The organism is Paraburkholderia susongensis (assembly GCF_900177725.1).
Taxonomy (GTDB): domain Bacteria; phylum Pseudomonadota; class Gammaproteobacteria; order Burkholderiales; family Burkholderiaceae; genus Paraburkholderia; species Paraburkholderia susongensis.
This window is the reverse complement of the sequence record NZ_FXAT01000003.1, coordinates 660,669-677,976: the sequence shown is the minus strand read 5'-3', so window position 1 is coordinate 677,976 and position 17,308 is coordinate 660,669. Positions and strand designations below refer to the sequence as shown.

The window sequence follows — 17,308 nt, the reverse complement described above, 5'->3', positions numbered from 1 at the left end:
AGCGGTGTGAAGCTGCTTTCTTTGCCTACTTTCTTTGCAGCCGCAAAGAAAGTAGGTGCCGCCCCGCACAGGGGCAACGCCAATAGACCAATAAGAAAGCAAGGAAAGGCCAACACCGCACGAACAAAGAAAGCAAGCGCCCGCCCCGCAGGGGCAAAAAAACCTTAAAAACCAGAGATAGCCCGCAATCCCCCTTCTTTTCGACCCATCGCGCCGCAGCCAAATCAACAACAATCACCCTACCCCTTCCTCAAGGCTAGCAAAGCAAAAGCAAACCCCATGGCAACCACCACCGCCCCGCAACAAGCCGCGCCCGCCTCGCCAGGCCCCATGAAGCGCATCATCCTGATCGTCGTCATTGCGCTCATCGCCGCAGGCGCTGCCGGCGCGGGCGTGTGGTTCTTCATGGCAAAGCGCGCGCCCGCCGCCGCGTCGGCCGCTGCGGCACCGACGCCGCCCGCGGTGCCGCTCTTCTTTCCGCTCGAATCGATGACGGTCAACCTGCAATCGGACGACGGCCAGCAGCATTTCCTGCGCATCGGCTTGACGCTCAAGCTCGGCGACACCGCCACCCAGCAGGCGCTCACCGAGCACATGCCGGAAGTGCGCAGCCGCATCCTGCTCGCGCTGTCGAACAAGCATCCGGAAGACCTCGCGCCGCTCGAAGGCAAGCGCGCGCTCGCCACGGAACTGAAGACGCTCATCACCGAGCCGACCGACAAGGGCGTCGCACCGATCCGCGTGCAGGACGTGCTGTTCACCGAATTCGTCGTGCAGTGACGTTGTCTAGCACTGCCACCATCAACCGCCAAGGGACGCACGAGGAATAAGCAATGGGCCACGAAGAGTTCATGTCCCAGGAGGAGGTCGATGCACTCCTGAAGGGCGTCACCGGCGAAGTCGACACGGAAGCCGAGCAGACCGACCGCACGGGCGTTCGCCCGTACAACATCGCGACGCAGGAGCGCATCGTTCGGGGCCGGATGCCGGGCCTCGAAATCATCAACGACCGTTTCGCGCGTCTGTTGCGCGTCGGCATTTTCAACTTCATGCGGCGCTCGGCGGAAATCTCGGTCGGCCCGGTGAAGGTGCAGAAGTACAGCGAATTCACGCGCAACCTGCCGATTCCGACCAACCTGAACCTGGTTCACGTGAAGCCGCTGCGCGGCACGTCGCTGTTCGTGTTCGACCCGAACCTCGTGTTCTTCGTGGTCGACAACCTGTTCGGCGGCGACGGCCGCTTCCATACGCGCGTCGAAGGGCGCGATTTCACGCAGACCGAGCAGCGCATCATCATGAAGCTGCTCAATCTGACGTTCGAGCATTACGCGGCATCGTGGAAAAGCGTGCGCCCGCTGCAATTCGAATACATGCGCTCGGAAATGCACACGCAGTTCGCCAACGTCGCGACGCCGAACGAAATCGTGATCGTCACGCAGTTCTCGATCGAGTTCGGCTCGACAGGCGGCACGCTGCACATCTGCATGCCGTATTCGATGATCGAGCCGATTCGCGACGTGCTCTCGTCGCCGATCCAGGGCGAGGCGATGGACGTCGACCGCCGCTGGGTGCGCGTGCTGTCGCAGCAGGTGCAGGCGGCCGAAGTGCAATTGAGCGCCGATCTCGCGCAGGTGCCGGTCACGTTCGAGCAGATTCTGAACATGCGCAAGGGCGATGTTCTGCCGATCAACATTCCCGAGCACATCACGGCGAAAGTCGATGGCGTGCCGGTGATGGAATGCGGCTACGGAATTTTCAATGGTCAATACGCGTTGCGGGTCCAGAAGATGATCAGCGCAGCCGACACGATGAAGGAAGGTGGATATGAGTGACCTGAACGCAAAACCTGAGGCCGAACTGGCGGCAGGCGAGCAAGTGGCCGCCGGCGCGCTCGCCGCCGAGGACGACGCGATGGCCGACTGGGCGAGCGCGCTCGCCGAGCAGAACGGCAACGCCGAGGTGAACCCGAGCGCGGCCGGCGTGTTCCAGCCGCTCTCGAAGGTCGAGCCGGCCTCGACGCGCAACGACATCGACATGATTCTGGACATCCCGGTCCAGATGACGGTCGAGCTTGGCCGCACGAAAATCGCGATCCGCAACCTGCTGCAACTCGCGCAGGGTTCGGTCGTGGAGCTCGACGGTCTCGCCGGCGAGCCGATGGACGTGCTCGTCAACGGCTGCCTGATCGCGCAGGGTGAAGTGGTCGTCGTCAACGACAAGTTCGGCATCCGGCTGACCGACATCATCACGCCGTCCGAACGCATCCGGAAGCTCAATCGATGAAACGCGTGGCCAGTCGCGGCATACGGGTAGCGTCGCGCGATGTTCTGTTGCAGGCGGTGTTCAAGGTCGTCACGCTGAGCGCCACGGCACTCTTCGTGCCGGCCGCCGCGCGCGCCGCCGACATCAACGCGATCAACAACGCCGCGAAGATCGCCTCGGGCGTCGGCGCGGGCAGCGCGGTGCCCGCGCTCGGCGTCGGCGCGGTGCTGCAAACCTTCGTCGGGCTCGCGGTCGTGATCGGCCTCGTGTTCGGCTGCGCATGGCTCGCGCGGCGCTTCGGCCTGCAGCCGGGCCAGCGCGGCGGCCTCGTGAAAACGGTCGGCGGCGCCTCGCTCGGTGGCAAGGAACGCGTCGCGGTCGTCGAGATCGGCGATACGTGGCTCGTGCTCGGCGCGGCGCCCGGCAACGTGCGTCTGCTGCATACGATGCCGGCCGGCTCCGTCGCGGCCGACGCACTCGCCGGTTCGAACGCGCCGCGCGCGGGCAATCTTTCCGGCACTTTTGGTCAACGCTTTCGCGACGCTTTGAAAGGCGAAGTGGGCAAACGTTTCAACGCGCACGGCGGCGGGGATCGGTGATGCAGGTCAGTTTCAGGCAGTCAGGTTTTCAGGCCGTACGTGCCGGGCATCGCACAGGCGAGGCAGACGACGCACGCAAATCGCGCGCGGCTCACGCTACACGCGATGCATGCGAGGCGCACACGGCGTACACGACGCACGGCGCGGAAGTGACGCGCGGCAACGCAGCCGGTTCGACGCGCGCGACGCTGCCGCACCGTCTCGCAGCATTGCTTCCGCTCGCGCTGCCGGTCCTGCTGCTCGCGCTGCCGACACTCTCGTTCGCGCAGACCGCCGGTCTGCCGGCCTTCACGACGAGCCCCGGCCCGAACGGCGGCACGACCTATTCGCTGAGCGTGCAGACGATGCTGCTGCTCACGATGCTCTCGTTCCTGCCCGCGATGCTGCTGATGATGACGAGCTTCACGCGCATCGTCATCGTGCTGTCGCTGCTGCGCCAGGCGCTCGGCACGACGACCACGCCGCCGAATCAGGTGCTCGTCGGGCTCGCGCTGTTTCTCACGCTGTTCGTGATGTCGCCGGTGCTCGACAAGGCCTATAACGAAGGCTACAAGCCGTTCTCCGAAGGCTCGATTCCGATGGATCAGGCGGTCTCGCGCGGCGTCGCGCCGTTCAAGACGTTCATGCTGCGCCAGACCCGCGAGAGCGATCTCGCGCTCTTCGCGCGCATCTCGCACGCGGCGCCGATGCAGGGCCCCGAAGACGTGCCGCTGTCGCTGCTCGTGCCCGCGTTCGTGACGAGCGAGCTGAAGACGGGCTTCACGATCGGCTTCACGATCTTCATTCCGTTTCTCATCATCGACATGGTGGTCGCGAGCGTGCTGATGTCGATGGGGATGATGATGGTGTCGCCGGCGACGATTTCGCTGCCGTTCAAGCTGATGCTGTTCGTGCTCGTCGACGGCTGGCAGTTGCTGCTCGGCTCGCTCGCGCAGAGTTTCGTCTGATGCCGCGTCCGGCGTCTCCCGTTCAACCCTCAACGTTTCCGGCCTTCTCACGATGACACCCGAAGCAGTCATGACGCTGGCCCACGAGGCCATGTACGTTGGCCTCTTGCTCTCGGCGCCGCTTTTGCTCGTCGCGCTCGTCGTCGGTCTGCTCGTGAGTCTGTTTCAGGCGGCCACGCAGATCAACGAAACCACGCTCTCGTTCATTCCGAAGCTGCTCGCGATCGTGGTCACGATGGTGATCGCCGGGCCGTGGATGCTGACGACGATGCTCGACTATCTGCGTCACACGCTCAGCAGCATTCCGTCGCTCGTCAACTGAGCACCTTGCCGCAAACGCGACGCTCCCCCTTCTCCACCAGCCACCATGTTCACGGTTACTTACGCACAACTGAACGTCTGGCTCACCGCGTTCCTGTGGCCGTTCGCGCGCATCGCCGCGCTCGTCGCCACCGCGCCGGTGTTCAGCAACGCGTCGATGCCCGTGCGCGTGAAGATCGGTCTTGCCGCATTCACGACGATCATCGTCGCGCCGACCATCGGCGCGCTGCCGCAGGTGACGGTGTTCTCCGCGGCCGGCGTATGGATTCTCGTCAACCAGTTCCTGATCGGCGTCGCGCTCGGCGTGACGATGCAGATCGTCTTTCAGGCGATCGACGCGACCGGCTACTTCATCGGCCTCGGTATGGGCTTGGGCTTCGCGACCTTCTTCGATTCGCAGGCCACCGGCTCGGGCGTCGTGATCTCGCGCTACATGACGACGATCGCGACGCTCGTGTTTCTCGCCGTCGACGGTCATCTGCAAATGCTCGCCGCGCTCGTGACGACGTTCCAGTCGGTGCCGGTGTCGGCGAACCTGATCGCGCCGCATGGCTGGCAGACGCTCGCGAACTGGGGCGGTTCGATCTTCTCGGCAGGGCTGCTGCTGTCGCTGCCGGTCGTAGTCGCGCTGCTGATCTCGAACCTTGCGCTCGGCATCCTCAATCGCGCGGCGCCGCAGATCGGCGTGTTCCAGATCGGCTTTCCGCTCACGATGCTGGTCGGCCTGCTGCTCGTGCAACTGATGCTGCCGAATATGATTCCGTTTTTTGTGCGGTTGTTTGATGGCGGGATTGATGAAATGGGGCGTGTTGCGGCGGGGTTGAGGTGAAGTGCGGATGCGCTTCGTAGACATGAAAAAAACCGCCACTAGCGTAATGCCGTTCAGTTAAGGTCTCTTTTGAGGGCTCGAACGGTGTAACGAAATGGTCTTGATTTGACGGCTCGAGCGCTGGTGCGCCCGGGCCGTTTTTCGTTGGGAAGTTGCTTGAGTCGCTCACGCAGGCGCTTGAGGATAGATTCCACCCATGCGTAACGGGCCTGCGTGTCCGTTGCCGGGGCGAATTCGAGCTTCTCTGTGCCGTCAAGAACGGCGCGCACCTGCTCCAGAGTGCGGATCGTCAACACGAACCCTGTGGGCTTCAGGCTCATCTGCTGCTGGAAACGCGTCCGGGATTTGCCTCAAAACCTTCGTTCAGGCTCATCTGCCGTTGGACAACGCTTTTCGTTAATGTTTGTCAAAACGGCTCTATCCCAATTTAAAGCTGTTGACGGTGCCCCGTCTGGATGATTAATTCGTCGGGTGTCGTCGGGTAGATAAGAGGAGGTCAAATGGAGCAGTGGAAACAGAAAGGTACCGGAGACAAGGAGGAGTGTCACCTTTGCCGGATCACATATTCAATATTTTCCACCTTCCCATCAATGCCGTCCGCAATGGCCATGAACGTCGAAACCGGCGGATTCTTTCCGATGGATAGGCTTCGTTCATATTCGAACGGTCACGACATGGCCGACGCTCTGGGCTACGCGTGGGCGTGCAATTGTCGCGAGCGTACCCCTAAGAGGCACGACGAACAGTTCACGGTGAGGGACGCATCCGGTAGGCCACTATCGGGCGTGCGCTACCGCATCCGCACTGGAGTGGACGTAGTAGCAAGTGGCATCACGGACTCGGACGGGCGAACGGTACGTATCAGATCGAATAGGAGCCAGCGGCTAATACTTGAAATGGCACATTGAGCAGGAGGAAAGTGCGAGCATGAATGATTTCGATGGAAACAATAAGTACGGCTTCAAAGCGAATGAAAATGAAGAATGGTTTGAGGTACATGCCAGTGCAGTGACAAACACGAATCCGGGCTCAATGGTTCACGTCACAATAAACACGGACAAAATATGCCCGAATATGTCAAACAGAGATTTCCGCGACATGGTTCTGAAGTGCCGGGATCGTGCCATTGGTTACGTTGAAACTCGCTTAAAAGATTTGGCGCGCTGGTCTGCAGCAGATCAGGAGCGGGTTCGAACATGGTTTGGCTATTGCGACGAGTCAGCAAGAAGCCGGCTTACGAGTGGTTTAACATCTATTGTTCGCGTATTGCGAGGACTAACTGGCGACAATTTCGTGCGATGGGAGCCTGATACAGCGCGGTACTTGGGATGCGTACCAAACCCCGTAAAATCCGGCGTGGTCGCGGAAGTATGCGCGCCCGATACCAAAACACACACGATCGCTATTCATGTGGATTTTTGCTCAATGCGGGATTTCTCCTGGGACAAGGATTCAATGATTTCCACGCTGATTCATGAGGCAAGTCACTTTCAAGACACTATGGGAACCAAGGATTGGAAATACTTTATGGATAAGTGTCTTTCGTGGGGGCCGACAAACCCAGACCGGGCCATCGATAACGCTGATAGCATCGCCGGATACGTCATCTACAATGCGTAAACTCTACGTCATCCTTTCGGTTCTGATATCGGGACATGTTTTCGCGTGTATGCCCGGCGAGAATTTCGATATCCACTTTCCGCCAAATAGTGCAGTTATCCCGGTTGATGAGGTTTTGCGACTTGCCAAATGGGTGGCCGATCAAAAGATTACTTACGCGAATCACAAGACCGAGGAGACAACGCTGGTAAGTGGGCATGCTGAAGAACGCGAACAGAATCCAACGCAACTGGCTCAAGCTCGTCTGATAGCGGGTAAAGCGATACTGGATCAATTTGGCTTCTTGCGCGGAACGGTAAAGACAAGCTCACGCGTCTACTCGAAAGACGATGTCGAAAACGGTCGGCGTGTTGAAATATCGTTTGAGCCTGATTGTCCTAACAAATGTTGTACGGGGCAGTAGCACTTACCCAAGACTCCGCATCGGCGGGGCTCTTCACTCTCGAATCCGAACGACGACGCGCAGGCTTCATTCGTCATCGTCGTCCGGTTTCCTGAACAGCTTGAGCCATTCAATCAGCTTCAGGGAACCGCGAATGTCCGACTCCTGATCGCGTGTATTTCTCGACTCGCGATGATGTCATCGAGATCAAAACCGTATTTCCTTTCAAGTTCCACGAGTGTTGCGCATGTAGTGAAATCGCCATGTAGCAACTCCATCTCATGGATGCCCTAGGCGAGCGCGTGGACATACTTCCAGCGTAGTTGACGACGCTCGATGACGAGACCTGGCGCATGGTGCAATCTTTTACGGTCCACCGTCCCCGTGTAGTATTGCACCTGATCCGCGATGCCGGACAGCGACCAGTGCGTGAAAGCCTGAACGCATCTAATGCTTTTCCATAAACCATGTCCCCCGTTGGCACGACGAGGTTCCATAACGCTTCCCTAAAAAAACGCCCGCATATAGCGGGCGCACTAAACACATATGCGGCCTGTGATGAAGTTAGGGCCGCATTTCCTGAAAAGAATTGGCGGCTATCTCAATCCATAGGAGCCCTCGATGCTGCGGACATATCAAGGAGGTTGCCATTGCCAATCAGTGAGGTTCGAAGCTCAGATCGATTTCAGTCAGGGCACAGCGAGATGCAACTGCACCTTCTGTAGCAAAGCGCGGCTCTGGCTCGTCAAGGTTCGCCCAGAGGCGTTCCGCCTTCTTTCCGATGAGAATGCACTGACGGTGTATCGGGGCAAAAATCCGGTTGCACTTCATCCGTTCTGCAAGCGGTGCGGTGTCCACGTATTTGATCGCATTGATATGCCAAACGCGACTGGATTCCCATACATTAATATCAACATCATGTGCGTCGATGACCTTGACGTTGACGAAGCGTTGAGTGCACCGATTGTCTACGCGAACGGCCTGCAAAACGATTGGGGCAATCCGCCATCGGAAACCCGGCATCTTTGATTCTGTCGATTGTCAACGAGTTCGGTCACAATATCGAACGACCGGAGCTGGCCGCTCTGCGTCCTCGGATCAACGATCGCCCCTTGCTGCGATTTCCGCCTCGCACAAGTCGAAGTCAACCGCAGAATCCGAATCCCCCTTCTTTCATACCCGCCCCGAGCCGATATCAGTTATTGATGTACTGAAACAACGACATATTCTGAATCTGCACAAACGCCTGCTGCGAAGCCTGCAACGCCGCCTGCTGCAACGTGTATTTGCTGATCGCCGACACCATATCGGTCGAGGTCAGATCCGACAGGTTGCTTTGCGTTTGCAGCGAGTTGGTCTGCGTAACGGTTTGCAGCGCCTGCACCTCCTGCTCGCGGCCGCCCACCGACGCCTGCACCGCCGTCACGTTGCCGAGCGTGTTGGCGAGTTGGGAGAGCCCTGTGTTCAGTGAGTTCTGCAGATTCGCGATGGCCGCCGTGTTGCCCGTCACCGGCTGCTGAAGCGCGGAAATCATCGCGTTCAGGTTGGCGAACACATCGGTGCCCGCCTGATTGGCCGGCTTGACCGTGAAGTTGTCGCCATCGGCCGGCGTGCCCGTGATCGCAACGGTCTGGCCGCCCAGCGTGATGTTCGAGCCCTCGGTGTAGGCCTGCGGCGAACCAGCCACGCCAGTGGTGGTGTCGGTGATCGTGTAGGCGAGCGTCGAGCCGCTGCCGCTGAACGAAATCTGGTACGAGTCCGCATTCGCCACCTGGGTCGGATCGTTCACCGTCACCGCGCCGATCACGCCCGTGCCGGTGTTGGCCGAATTGCCGGCCGCTATCGGCTCCGCATTGGTCGAGCCGACGCTCATGAATACCGCACGGCCGTTGTCGCCCGTTGCCACCTGGTTGCTGCCGGTGACCTGCACGGTGCGCGTGCCGTTGTCGCCCGAATAAACGACCGCGCCGCTTGCATCGGTCGTGAATGCCTGGGCGGTGTTCTGAAACCCCGAGAACAGCGAATTGCCCGCGCTGTCGGTCGCATTGGCGTAGGTCAGCAACTGGTCGCGCAGGCTCGTCAATTGCGCCGCGATGGCGGTGCGGTCGGCGTCGTTCAGCGAGCCGTTGCTCGCCCTGATACCGAGCGTGTTGACGCTTTGCAGCGTGCTGAGCACCCCGCTGAGCGTCGAGTCCTCGGCCTGCAGCGAAGCGAGCGCGGCGCTCTGGTTCGTCGTGTACTGCGACAGCGCCGCCGCCGTCGAGCTGAGCTGCACGGCCTGGGCCGCGCCGAGCGGATTGTCCGCGGGCGTGGTCAGGCTCTGGCCGCTCGAGACTTGCTGATAGATCTGGGACAACTGAGCCTGCTGGTTGCTCATTGTTTCCACGTTCATGCTGAAGTACTGCGCGCTGGAAATACGCATGATTCGACGCCTTACGAGAAGATGCCAAGCAATGTCTGGAACAGCGTCTGCGCGGTCTGGATGACCTTGCTGTTCGCCTGGTAGAGCTGCTGATACTGAAGCAGGTTCGCCGCTTCCTCATTGATGTTGACGCCGGACACCGACTGCTGCGCGGACGTGATCTGCGTGACGAGCGCGCTTTGCGCGGTGGCGGAGGTCTGGACCTGCGTGGCCTGGTTGCCGATGTTGTTGACGTAGGTCGCGTATGCGCTCGTCAGCGTCGACGTGCCGCCCGCCAGCGTCTGCGCGGTCGTCAGATTCGACAGTAGCTGCGCGTTGCGGCCGTCGTTGGCCGCGCCGGTGTTCGGTCCGATCGTGAAGGAATCGCCGTCCGAGGGCGTGCCGCTGATCGTCACCGTCACGTTGTTCATGCTGCCCGCGGCGGTCGAGTTGCCCGGGTTCGTGATCGTGAGCGTCGCGCCCGAGCCCGGCGAATACGGCACGGCGGTCGTCGCCGAGCTGATCGTGTACTGCGCGGGCGGCGTGCCGGCGACCGTCACCACCGAGCCCAGCGGGAAGCCGGTGAGGCCGGTGCCCGCCGTGTAGGTGATCGTCGACGCGCTGGTCGGCGCGCTATAGCCGGCCGTGACCGTGCCCGGCGTGATCGTCGCGCTGCCGGTGTTCGACGACGAAGCCGAGGCCAACACCGGCGCCGCGGCCGCGATCGCCGACGGCGACGTAGTGGTCAGCGCGAAGCCGTTCAGCGCGCCGCGCGTGGGCTCGATCGAGAACGCGTCGCCCGCCTTCATCGTGCCGGTGGCCGAGAACTGCAGGCCGCCGATCGGGTTCGTGAGGTCCGCCGCCGTGCCGACCACGTTGCCGGTCTGGTTGTCGGTCAGCGTGTAGTTGCTGCCGTCGTACGAGAGCGTGTAGTCGCTCGTGGTGGGCTGGGTCGGATCGGTGAACGACACACCGAGCGTCGCGTTGCCAGTGTTCTGCGCATTCGCGTACACGGTCGGCGAGCCGACGGTGAAGAGCGCGCCGCCCGCCGTGCCGTTCAGTGTGATGCCGAGTTCGTTCTGCGCGTTCACCTGCGCGGCGAAACTCGTGGCGATCGCGCCGAGCTGCGCTTCGGCCGGGTCGAGCGTCTGCGAGCGGAATTGCAGCAGGCCGCCGAGCGTGCCGCCCGACACGTTCGTGTCGGCGAGCGTCTGCGGCGTCGGCGCCGGTTTCGCGCCGGCCTGCCCGAGATACTGGACCGACAGCTCGCTCGGATCGCTCGCGGAAGTCGCGGTGCCGAGGTTGAAGCTGTTGCCGGCCGACACGAGCGGCTGGCCGTTCGACATGAACACGCTATAGCTGCCGTTGTTCTGCACGACCGACACACCGATCAGTTGTGCCAGGTTCGCCACCGCCTGGTCGCGCTGGTCGAGCAACTGGTTCGGCGGCTGCCCCTGGCTGCTCGCCTGAGTGATCTGCGTGTTCAGCGTGGCGATCTGCGCGGTGTAGGTGTTGATCTGCGTGACCGCGTTGCTCAGTTGCGTGTTGACGCTCGAGCGCAACTGGTCGTATTGCGCGCCCGCCGCATTGATCTGGTTCGCGAGCGTCTGCGCGTCGCTGATCGCGGTTTGCCGCGTCGAGGTGCTCGACGCGTTGTTGGCCACGTTCTGCAGACCCGTGAAATAGCCGGTGATAGCGCTCGCGATACCCGAGGTCGGGCTGCCGACCAGGTTGTTGAGCTGCGTGATCATCGAGTTGTACGCCGTGAGCGCGCTGCTCGTCGACTGCGCGTTGTTCAGCTGGGTCGCCAGATACTGGCTGTACTGGCGCTGCACGGTGTCCGTGGACACGCCCATCGGCAGATAGCCGGAACCGGTGTAGGTGCCGCCGGTCTCCGAATAGACCGGCGTTTCGATCGAATAGCCGGGCGTCGACGCGTTGCTGATGTTCTGGCCGGTCGTCGTCAAACCCCACTGGGCGGCATTGAGCCCGCTGAGGCCGATGGATAAGAGATTGCTGGACATGCGTCTTCCTGAAGAGCGGCACCGCAGACATACCGCCGCGTTGCTGGAACATCCTCTTTAACGGCCCGCCGCGCGAAAAATTGAGGGCCGTTCCGCTTCATCCGGCGCTTCATCTGCCCTTTGGCCGGCGTTGTTGCAACCTTTGCGCACCGGGTCAAGCAAACGCGGTCCGTGCGGTGCGCACGGCCGCGGTGTTTGCGTTTGCCTAGCGCACCAGCGAGCGGCGCTTCATTTCGAGCTGCGTGATGAGCCGCTGCAGCGTGTTTTCGGTGCTGCCCGGCAGCGTCAGGAAACGGAAGCCGAGCTGATAGCGCTGCGTGCCGTTCGGCAGCGCGAACGAGCGATGCGACACGAGCTGCAGATCGAGCGACAGACGCCCGAGCCCGCCGAGCGACAACTCGCAGTCGATCAGGCGCGTGCCCATCGGCAGTTCGGCGACGCGTTCGTCGGTCGTGCGCATGCCGAGGCCGCCCAGCGACAGGTCGTGCACCTCGAAGCGGAACGTGTCACCGCCGGGAAAGCGCCCGGAGCAGACGTACGGATCGAGAATCGGCGCGTTGACGCGAAAGTATTCGCGGCGCTGCACGTAAAACAGCACCTCGGGGAAACCGGCCTCGAACGCCGGCAGTCCCTCGAAGCGCGTCTCGCGCGGCGTCGCGGTGGCGAACTCGACGCGCACGCCGTCCGGCGCGGCGTGGAACTGGCAACGCGGCGCGCCGAGCAGCCCCTGGTTCTGCTCGGGGAGCGCGCCCCAATCGAAAGTGAAGGTGCGCTCGCGCACGTCGACGTCGAGCAGGCGCGTGACGAGCTGGCCGCCAGCAAATTCGACGGTGAGGAAATCGCCGCGATTGACGAGATTGCGCAACTGCACGCCGATCTCGAGCGGATTGCGGCGGCCGAAATCGGGAACGCTTTCGTTTTGCGGGACGTGCGACTGGCCGGGTGTGTCGGTCTGGCCGTTCGACTGGTTCATATCCATGAGCTTGCCGGTATGCATGTTCTTGCGGGCGCGTGCCAACGAATCTGCCTCGGCCTGACGGTCTTCGGCGAAGCCGCGGCACACGCGTTCGACCGGAATGACAGCAATTTTCCGGTATCGGGTCTAACTCATTAGCGGCAGTATCCAGCCAAAATTTAGGGACTTTTATTAAATATTTGCCGTAAATTTGCCGCAAACGTTAAAACGCAATCCGCCTCTTTCCCTGCATTGTCTCGATCCGGTTTCTTGTTGCCGCCTTGAGGTCCGCGTTGTGACGTCCGCGCTTTTACTCCTGTCACGCACCCGGCCCCGTCGCGTGCATGTTCGATCAGCCCATTTTCTGCATGATCGACAGCAGCTTTTTCGCGTAGTGCGGGTCGGTCGCATAACCGGCGCGCTGCATGCCGTGCGCAAAACCGTTCACGTCGCGCGACGAATTGATCACCTGCGCGTAACGCGGGTTGTTCTTCAGCAGGCTTGCGTAGTCGGCCATCGCTTCCTCGTACGAGTCGTACGCACGGAATTTTTCGACGCAGCGTTGCGGCTTGCCGTTCACGTATTCCGTCGTGACGGTCGACACGGTCTTGCCGTTCCAGTCCGGCGTCGCCTTGATGCCGAACACGTTGTGGCTCGTCGAGCCGTCGGCCTTTCTGATCTCGCTCTTGCCCCAGCCCGATTCGAGCGCGGCCTGGCCGATGATGAAGCGCGCCGGAATGCCGGTCGCGGCGCTCGCGGCCTGCGCCGGGACGGCGAGCTTGTCGACGAACGCGTCGACCTTCGGCGAGCTGCCGTCGCCGTGCAACGGCGGCGTCAGCGCGCTATTGGCCGAGTAGCCCCGGCCGAGCGCGAGCCGGCCGTTCGACTGGGCATTGCCGTAGGCGCGCGCGAGCGCGTTGAGCGCGGCGCTCTGGCCTTCGTCGCCACCGCTGCCGCCGCCGAATGCGTTCGCCATGCCGGCAAGGCTGTCCGCGCCCTTTGCACCATTTGCGCCGCCGCCCACCTGCATGCCCTGGTTGCGCATCAACTGCTTGAGCATCGCGTCGGCGACGCCGATGCCCTTCTTCGACAGTTGCTGCGAGAGCTGCTGATCCATCATCGAGGTGAAGGTCGCGCTGTCGTGCGAATCGAACGGACCGTCCTGCGGCGTCGCATCGCGCATGCTCTTCAACATCATCTGCGTGAAGACGGCGTCGAACTGCTGCGCGGCCATCTTCATGCCGGCTTGCGGCGAGGCCTTCGCCTGCGCGCTCAGTGCGCTGAAACCCTGCACGTCGAGCGCGAACCGGCTCGTCAGGTCGTTCGCGGAATTGAAGGTATTGGACGTATCCGAATTCATCAGGCGTCTTCCTTAGATGATTTCCAGGTCGGCGCGCAACGCACCCGCCGCCTTCATGGCCTGGAGGATCGACATCAGATCCGCGGGCGTCGCGCCGAGCGCGTTGAGCGCCTTCACGACCTCGGCAAGGTTCGCGCCGGCGTTCACCATTTTCAGCGAGCCGTTGTCCTGCTTCATCTGGATCTGCGATTGCTGGGCGACCACGGTGCGGCCGTTCGAGAATGCGCCGGGCTGACTCACGACCGGCTGCGTATTGATCACCACCGACAGATTGCCGTGCGCGACCGCGCAGTTCTGCAGCGTGACCATCTGGTTCATCACGATCGAGCCCGTGCGCGCGTTGAGAATCACCTTCGCGGCCGCCGGGGCCGGCCGCACCTCGAGGTTCTGCAGTTGCGCCATGAACGAGACCTGCTGCTGCGGATCGTTCGGCGCGCGCAACTGGATCGTGCGGCCGTCGAGCGCGATCGCGGTGCCGCTGCCGAATGCGTTGTCGATGGCCGCGACGACGCGCTGCGTGGTGTCGTAGTCCATGTCGTTGAGGTCGAGCTGCATCATGCCCGACTGCGACACCGCGGTCGGCACCGCACGCTCGACGATCGCGCCAGCCGCGATGCGGCCCGCGGCGAGCTGGTTGACCTGCACCTTGCTGCCGTTGGCGCTCGCGCCCGCGCCGCCGACCGCCAGGTTGCCCTGGCCGAGCGCGTACACCTGGCCGTCGGCGCCCTTGAGCGGCGTGAGCAGCAGCGTGCCGCCGCGCAGGCTCTTCGCGTTGCCGAGCGACGACACGGTCACGTCGATCGCTTCGCCGGGGCGCGCGAATGGCGGCAGCACCGCGGTCACCATCACCGCGGCGACGTTCTTCAACTGAATGTTCGACAGCGACGACTGCGAGTTGGTCGAACCCGCCGCCTGGTTGTTGATCGAGATGCCGAGGTTCGCCAGCATGTTGGCGAGCGTCTGCGTCGTGAAGGGCGTCTGCGTGGTCTGGTCGCCGGTGCCGTCGAGTCCGACCACGAGGCCGTAGCCGATCAGCGGGTTGTCACGCACGCCCTGGATCTGCGCGAGATCCTTGAGCCGTTCGGCATGTGCGGGCGTGACGGCGGGCAGCGCCGCGCAGGCAAGCGCGAAGAAAGCGAGCGCGCGGCCGGCGCGCGCGAGGCTCAAGGGGCTGAAGAAGCGCAAGGGGCTCAAGAAGCGCAACGGGCGCAAGAGAAGCGCAGGGCACGAAGGGCGGCGCATGAACCTGGCGCGGACAGTGAAGATGGTACGCATGATCACCACGGCGCCACGTTGAGGAAGAACCGCTGCAGCCAGCCCATGTTCTGCGCTTCGTCGATATACCCCTTCGCGGAGTACTCGATTTTCGCGTCGGCCACCTGGGTGGAATAGACAGCGTTGAGGCTCGAAATCGTGTTCGGATTCACGACGCCGGAAAAACGCACGAACTCGTTGCCCTGGTTGATGAGCATCTGCTTCTGGCCGCTCACGATCAGGTTGCCGTTCGCCTGCACGCCCGTCACCGTGACGGTGATGGTGCCGTTGAACGTATTCGACGCGTTCGCGCCGCCCGTGCCGGAGAACACGTTCGCGCCGTTCGCGCTCAGATTGGTCTTGCCGAACAGGCCGCCGAGAAAACCCGCGGTCGGCACGGCGAAGTTCGTGCTGCCGTTGCGGTTCGCATTCGCGCCCGAGGACTTGGTCGCGTTGATGTTTTCGGCGATCACGATCGTGATGATGTCGCCCACGTTGCGCGGCCGCTGGTCTTCGAACAGCGGCCGGCCCGCGAAACCCGGGTTGTAGATCGAGCCCGGCGCCTGTGCCTGGGGCGGAACCGGCGGCAGCGCGCTCATCGGCTGCTGCGTGATCGGCTGTTTGGGCACGAGCCCGCAGCCGGCGAGCGTCGCGAGCAGCGTGAGCTGCACGAGCGCCGCAGCCGTGCGCGAATGAACCGGGGTGCGAGTGAAGTCCGACATCGTGATCACCTTCGTTGAATCCCTGCTCCTCAAACCTGCATCTGGCTGAGGGTCTGCAGCATCTGGTCGGAAGTTGTCACGGCCTTGCTGTTGATTTCGTACGCGCGCTGGGTCTGGATCATGTTCACCAGTTCCTGCACGACGTTCACGTTCGACGCTTCGACGTAGCCCTGATTGAGCGAGCCCGCACCGTTCAGCCCCGGCTGCGAGACGTTCGGCGCACCCGACGACGAGGTCTCCGCGAACAGGTTCTCGCCCTTCGCGTCGAGGCCGGCCGGGTTGATGAAGGTCGCGATCTGCATCGAGCCGAGCTGCTGGCTGTTGGTCGAGCCGGCCACGGTGATCGACACCACGCCGTCGCTGCCGATGGTGATCGAGGTCGCGTTGGTCGGAATCGTGATCGCCGGAATCACCTGGTAGCCGCTCGACGTGACGAGCTGGCCCTGCGCGTTGGTCTGGAACGAGCCGTCGCGCGTATAGGCGGTCGTGCCGTCGGGCATCTGCACCTGGAAGAAGCCCGCGCCGTTGATCGCGACGTCCTTCGAGTTGCCGGTCTGCTGCAGGTTGCCCTGGGTGTACAGACGCTCGGTCGCGACCTGCTGCACCCCTGTGCCGAGCTGGATGCCGGAGGGCAGTTCGGTTTGCTGCGTCGAGTTCGCGCCGGGCTGGCGGATGGTCTGGTACAGCAGGTCCTCGAACACCGCGCGCGAGCCCTTGAAGCCGTTGGTGCTGACGTTCGCGAGGTTGTTCGAGATCACGTCCATCTGCGCCTGTTGCGCATTCATGCCGGTAGCGGCGATGTAGAGCGAGCGATTCACAATTCTTCTCCCTTGTTGTTGCCGTGTCCGGGCAACCGCTTAACTGAAGCTGAGTAGCTGGTTGGCGGACTGATCGTTCTTGTCGGCGTTTTCCAGCATCTGCGTCTGCATCTGGAACTGGCGCGCGTTGGTAATCATCGAGACCATCGCGGAGACCGGATTCACGTTGCTGCCCTCGAGCGACGCGGGCGCGAGCGTGACGGCCGGATCGGCGTCGGCGGGATTGCCGTCGGCGGTGCGAAAGAGGCCGTCGTCGCCGCGCGTGAGCGTCTGCGGGTCCGGGTTCACGAGCTTCAGTTGATCGACCGTCACCACGGCCGTCGGCGGATCGCCCGGCGTAAGCGCGGACACCGTGCCGTCCGTGCCGATCGTGATCTGCGCGCCCGGCGGCACCGACACCGGCCCGCCGTTGCCGAGCACCACCTGATTGGTCGCGTTCACGAGCTGGCCGTTTTCGTCGACGTGCAGGTTGCCGGCGCGCGTGTAGGCTTCGTTGCCGTCGGCGGTCTGCACCGACAGCCAGCCCGCTCCCTGAATCGCCACGTCGAGCGGATTGCCCGTCTGCTGGATCGGCCCCGGCGTGTAGTCCGCGCCCGGCGTCGACGACAGCACGAAGGTGCGCGTGGTGTTGCCGTTGATCGAACTGCCGTCGCCGAACGACATCGGCACGGCACGGTAGGTTTCGAGCTGCGCGCGAAAGCCCGTGGTCGACGCGTTCGCGAGGTTGTTCGCGACGATCGCCTGCTGTTCGAGCGCCTGTGCGCTGCCCGACATCGCGGTGTAGATCAGCCGATCCATGATGGGTTCCGGTCGC

At 62.6% G+C, this 17,308-nt stretch carries 19 protein-coding genes; 10 read left to right on the top strand and 9 right to left on the bottom strand.

Annotated elements, in window-relative coordinates; all coding sequences use genetic code 11:
• The first annotated feature begins 279 nt into the window (after positions 1 to 279).
• From fliL to fliR, 7 genes are read left to right on the top strand one after another with little or no spacing between them, the layout of a single operon-like run.
• Positions 280 to 780, top strand: a complete 501-nt coding sequence (gene fliL, locus B9Z01_RS12090; protein ID WP_085483176.1) for a flagellar basal body-associated protein FliL — start codon at positions 280 to 282, stop codon at positions 778 to 780.
• A 53-nt stretch (positions 781 to 833) separates the two neighbouring features.
• A complete protein-coding gene (gene fliM, locus B9Z01_RS12085; RefSeq protein ID WP_085483174.1) occupies positions 834 to 1,832 on the top strand; it encodes a flagellar motor switch protein FliM in 999 nt (332 codons plus the stop codon).
• A complete protein-coding gene (fliN, locus tag B9Z01_RS12080; protein WP_085483172.1) occupies positions 1,825 to 2,283 on the top strand; it encodes a flagellar motor switch protein FliN in 459 nt (152 codons plus the stop codon). The genes fliM and fliN overlap by 8 nt, the downstream gene beginning before the upstream one ends.
• Complete coding sequence (gene fliO / locus B9Z01_RS12075; RefSeq protein ID WP_085483171.1) at positions 2,280 to 2,861, top strand: flagellar biosynthetic protein FliO; 582 nt, start codon at positions 2,280 to 2,282, stop codon at positions 2,859 to 2,861. The genes fliN and fliO overlap by 4 nt, the downstream gene beginning before the upstream one ends.
• Positions 2,858 to 3,808 carry a flagellar type III secretion system pore protein FliP gene (gene fliP, locus B9Z01_RS12070; protein WP_275937498.1) on the top strand — a complete coding sequence of 317 codons (951 nt, stop codon included), beginning with the start codon at positions 2,858 to 2,860 and terminating at the stop codon, positions 3,806 to 3,808. The genes fliO and fliP overlap by 4 nt, the downstream gene beginning before the upstream one ends.
• Positions 3,809 to 3,860: 52 nt before the next feature.
• Complete coding sequence (fliQ, locus tag B9Z01_RS12065; protein ID WP_085483169.1) at positions 3,861 to 4,130, top strand: flagellar biosynthesis protein FliQ; 270 nt, start codon at positions 3,861 to 3,863, stop codon at positions 4,128 to 4,130.
• A gap of 45 nt (positions 4,131 to 4,175) precedes the next feature.
• Positions 4,176 to 4,958, top strand: a complete 783-nt coding sequence (gene fliR / locus B9Z01_RS12060; protein ID WP_085483167.1) for a flagellar biosynthetic protein FliR — start codon at positions 4,176 to 4,178, stop codon at positions 4,956 to 4,958.
• Between the two features lie 53 nt (positions 4,959 to 5,011).
• Here fliR and B9Z01_RS36880 read toward each other — a convergent pair whose 3' ends face one another.
• Entirely contained in the window at positions 5,012 to 5,278 is a 267-nt protein-coding gene (locus B9Z01_RS36880) for a hypothetical protein (RefSeq protein ID WP_143808896.1), read from the bottom strand.
• Between the two features lie 607 nt (positions 5,279 to 5,885).
• On the opposite strand from B9Z01_RS36880, the gene B9Z01_RS12045 reads away from it, so the two are divergent.
• The 3 genes from B9Z01_RS12045 to B9Z01_RS12035 all read left to right on the top strand — a co-directional run bounded on the left by B9Z01_RS12045 (position 5,886) and on the right by B9Z01_RS12035 (position 7,989).
• The gene (locus B9Z01_RS12045; RefSeq protein WP_085483163.1) at positions 5,886 to 6,578 is read left to right on the top strand and encodes a M35 family metalloendopeptidase; all 693 of its coding nucleotides are present in this window, start codon (positions 5,886 to 5,888) and stop codon (positions 6,576 to 6,578) included.
• Positions 6,571 to 6,981: a hypothetical protein gene (locus B9Z01_RS12040; protein WP_085483161.1), complete on the top strand. Its 411-nt coding sequence runs from the start codon at positions 6,571 to 6,573 to the stop codon at positions 6,979 to 6,981. Before B9Z01_RS12045 ends, B9Z01_RS12040 begins: the two co-directional genes overlap by 8 nt.
• A 600-nt stretch (positions 6,982 to 7,581) precedes the next feature.
• The gene (locus tag B9Z01_RS12035; RefSeq protein WP_085483159.1) at positions 7,582 to 7,989 is read left to right on the top strand and encodes a GFA family protein; all 408 of its coding nucleotides are present in this window, start codon (positions 7,582 to 7,584) and stop codon (positions 7,987 to 7,989) included.
• Positions 7,990 to 8,155: 166 nt separating this feature from the next.
• Here the strand turns inward: B9Z01_RS12035 and flgL are convergent, their stop codons facing one another.
• The 8 genes from flgL to flgF form a co-directional block, all read right to left on the bottom strand.
• Positions 8,156 to 9,382 (bottom strand): flagellar hook-associated protein FlgL, encoded by a 1,227-nt coding sequence (flgL, locus tag B9Z01_RS12030; protein WP_085483157.1) that lies wholly within the window; start codon positions 9,380 to 9,382, stop codon positions 8,156 to 8,158.
• Between the two features lie 11 nt (positions 9,383 to 9,393).
• Positions 9,394 to 11,385 carry a flagellar hook-associated protein FlgK gene (gene flgK / locus B9Z01_RS12025; RefSeq protein WP_085483155.1) on the bottom strand — a complete coding sequence of 664 codons (1,992 nt, stop codon included), beginning with the start codon at positions 11,383 to 11,385 and terminating at the stop codon, positions 9,394 to 9,396.
• Positions 11,386 to 11,590: 205 nt separating this feature from the next.
• The gene (locus B9Z01_RS12020) at positions 11,591 to 12,364 is read right to left on the bottom strand and encodes a flagellar brake protein (protein ID WP_208625976.1); all 774 of its coding nucleotides are present in this window, start codon (positions 12,362 to 12,364) and stop codon (positions 11,591 to 11,593) included.
• Between the two features lie 328 nt (positions 12,365 to 12,692).
• Positions 12,693 to 13,700 (bottom strand): flagellar assembly peptidoglycan hydrolase FlgJ, encoded by a 1,008-nt coding sequence (flgJ, locus tag B9Z01_RS12015; RefSeq protein ID WP_085483153.1) that lies wholly within the window; start codon positions 13,698 to 13,700, stop codon positions 12,693 to 12,695.
• Between the two features lie 12 nt (positions 13,701 to 13,712).
• Entirely contained in the window at positions 13,713 to 14,942 is a 1,230-nt protein-coding gene (locus tag B9Z01_RS12010) for a flagellar basal body P-ring protein FlgI (protein WP_420814663.1), read from the bottom strand.
• A gap of 35 nt (positions 14,943 to 14,977) precedes the next feature.
• Positions 14,978 to 15,676, bottom strand: coding sequence for a flagellar basal body L-ring protein FlgH (gene flgH / locus B9Z01_RS12005; protein ID WP_085483149.1), 699 nt, complete (start codon positions 15,674 to 15,676; stop codon positions 14,978 to 14,980).
• A gap of 29 nt (positions 15,677 to 15,705) precedes the next feature.
• Positions 15,706 to 16,494 carry a flagellar basal-body rod protein FlgG gene (gene flgG / locus B9Z01_RS12000; RefSeq protein WP_085483147.1) on the bottom strand — a complete coding sequence of 263 codons (789 nt, stop codon included), beginning with the start codon at positions 16,492 to 16,494 and terminating at the stop codon, positions 15,706 to 15,708.
• A 39-nt stretch (positions 16,495 to 16,533) separates the two neighbouring features.
• Complete coding sequence (gene flgF, locus B9Z01_RS11995) at positions 16,534 to 17,292, bottom strand: flagellar basal-body rod protein FlgF (RefSeq protein WP_085483145.1); 759 nt, start codon at positions 17,290 to 17,292, stop codon at positions 16,534 to 16,536.
• Positions 17,293 to 17,308 lie beyond the last annotated feature (16 nt).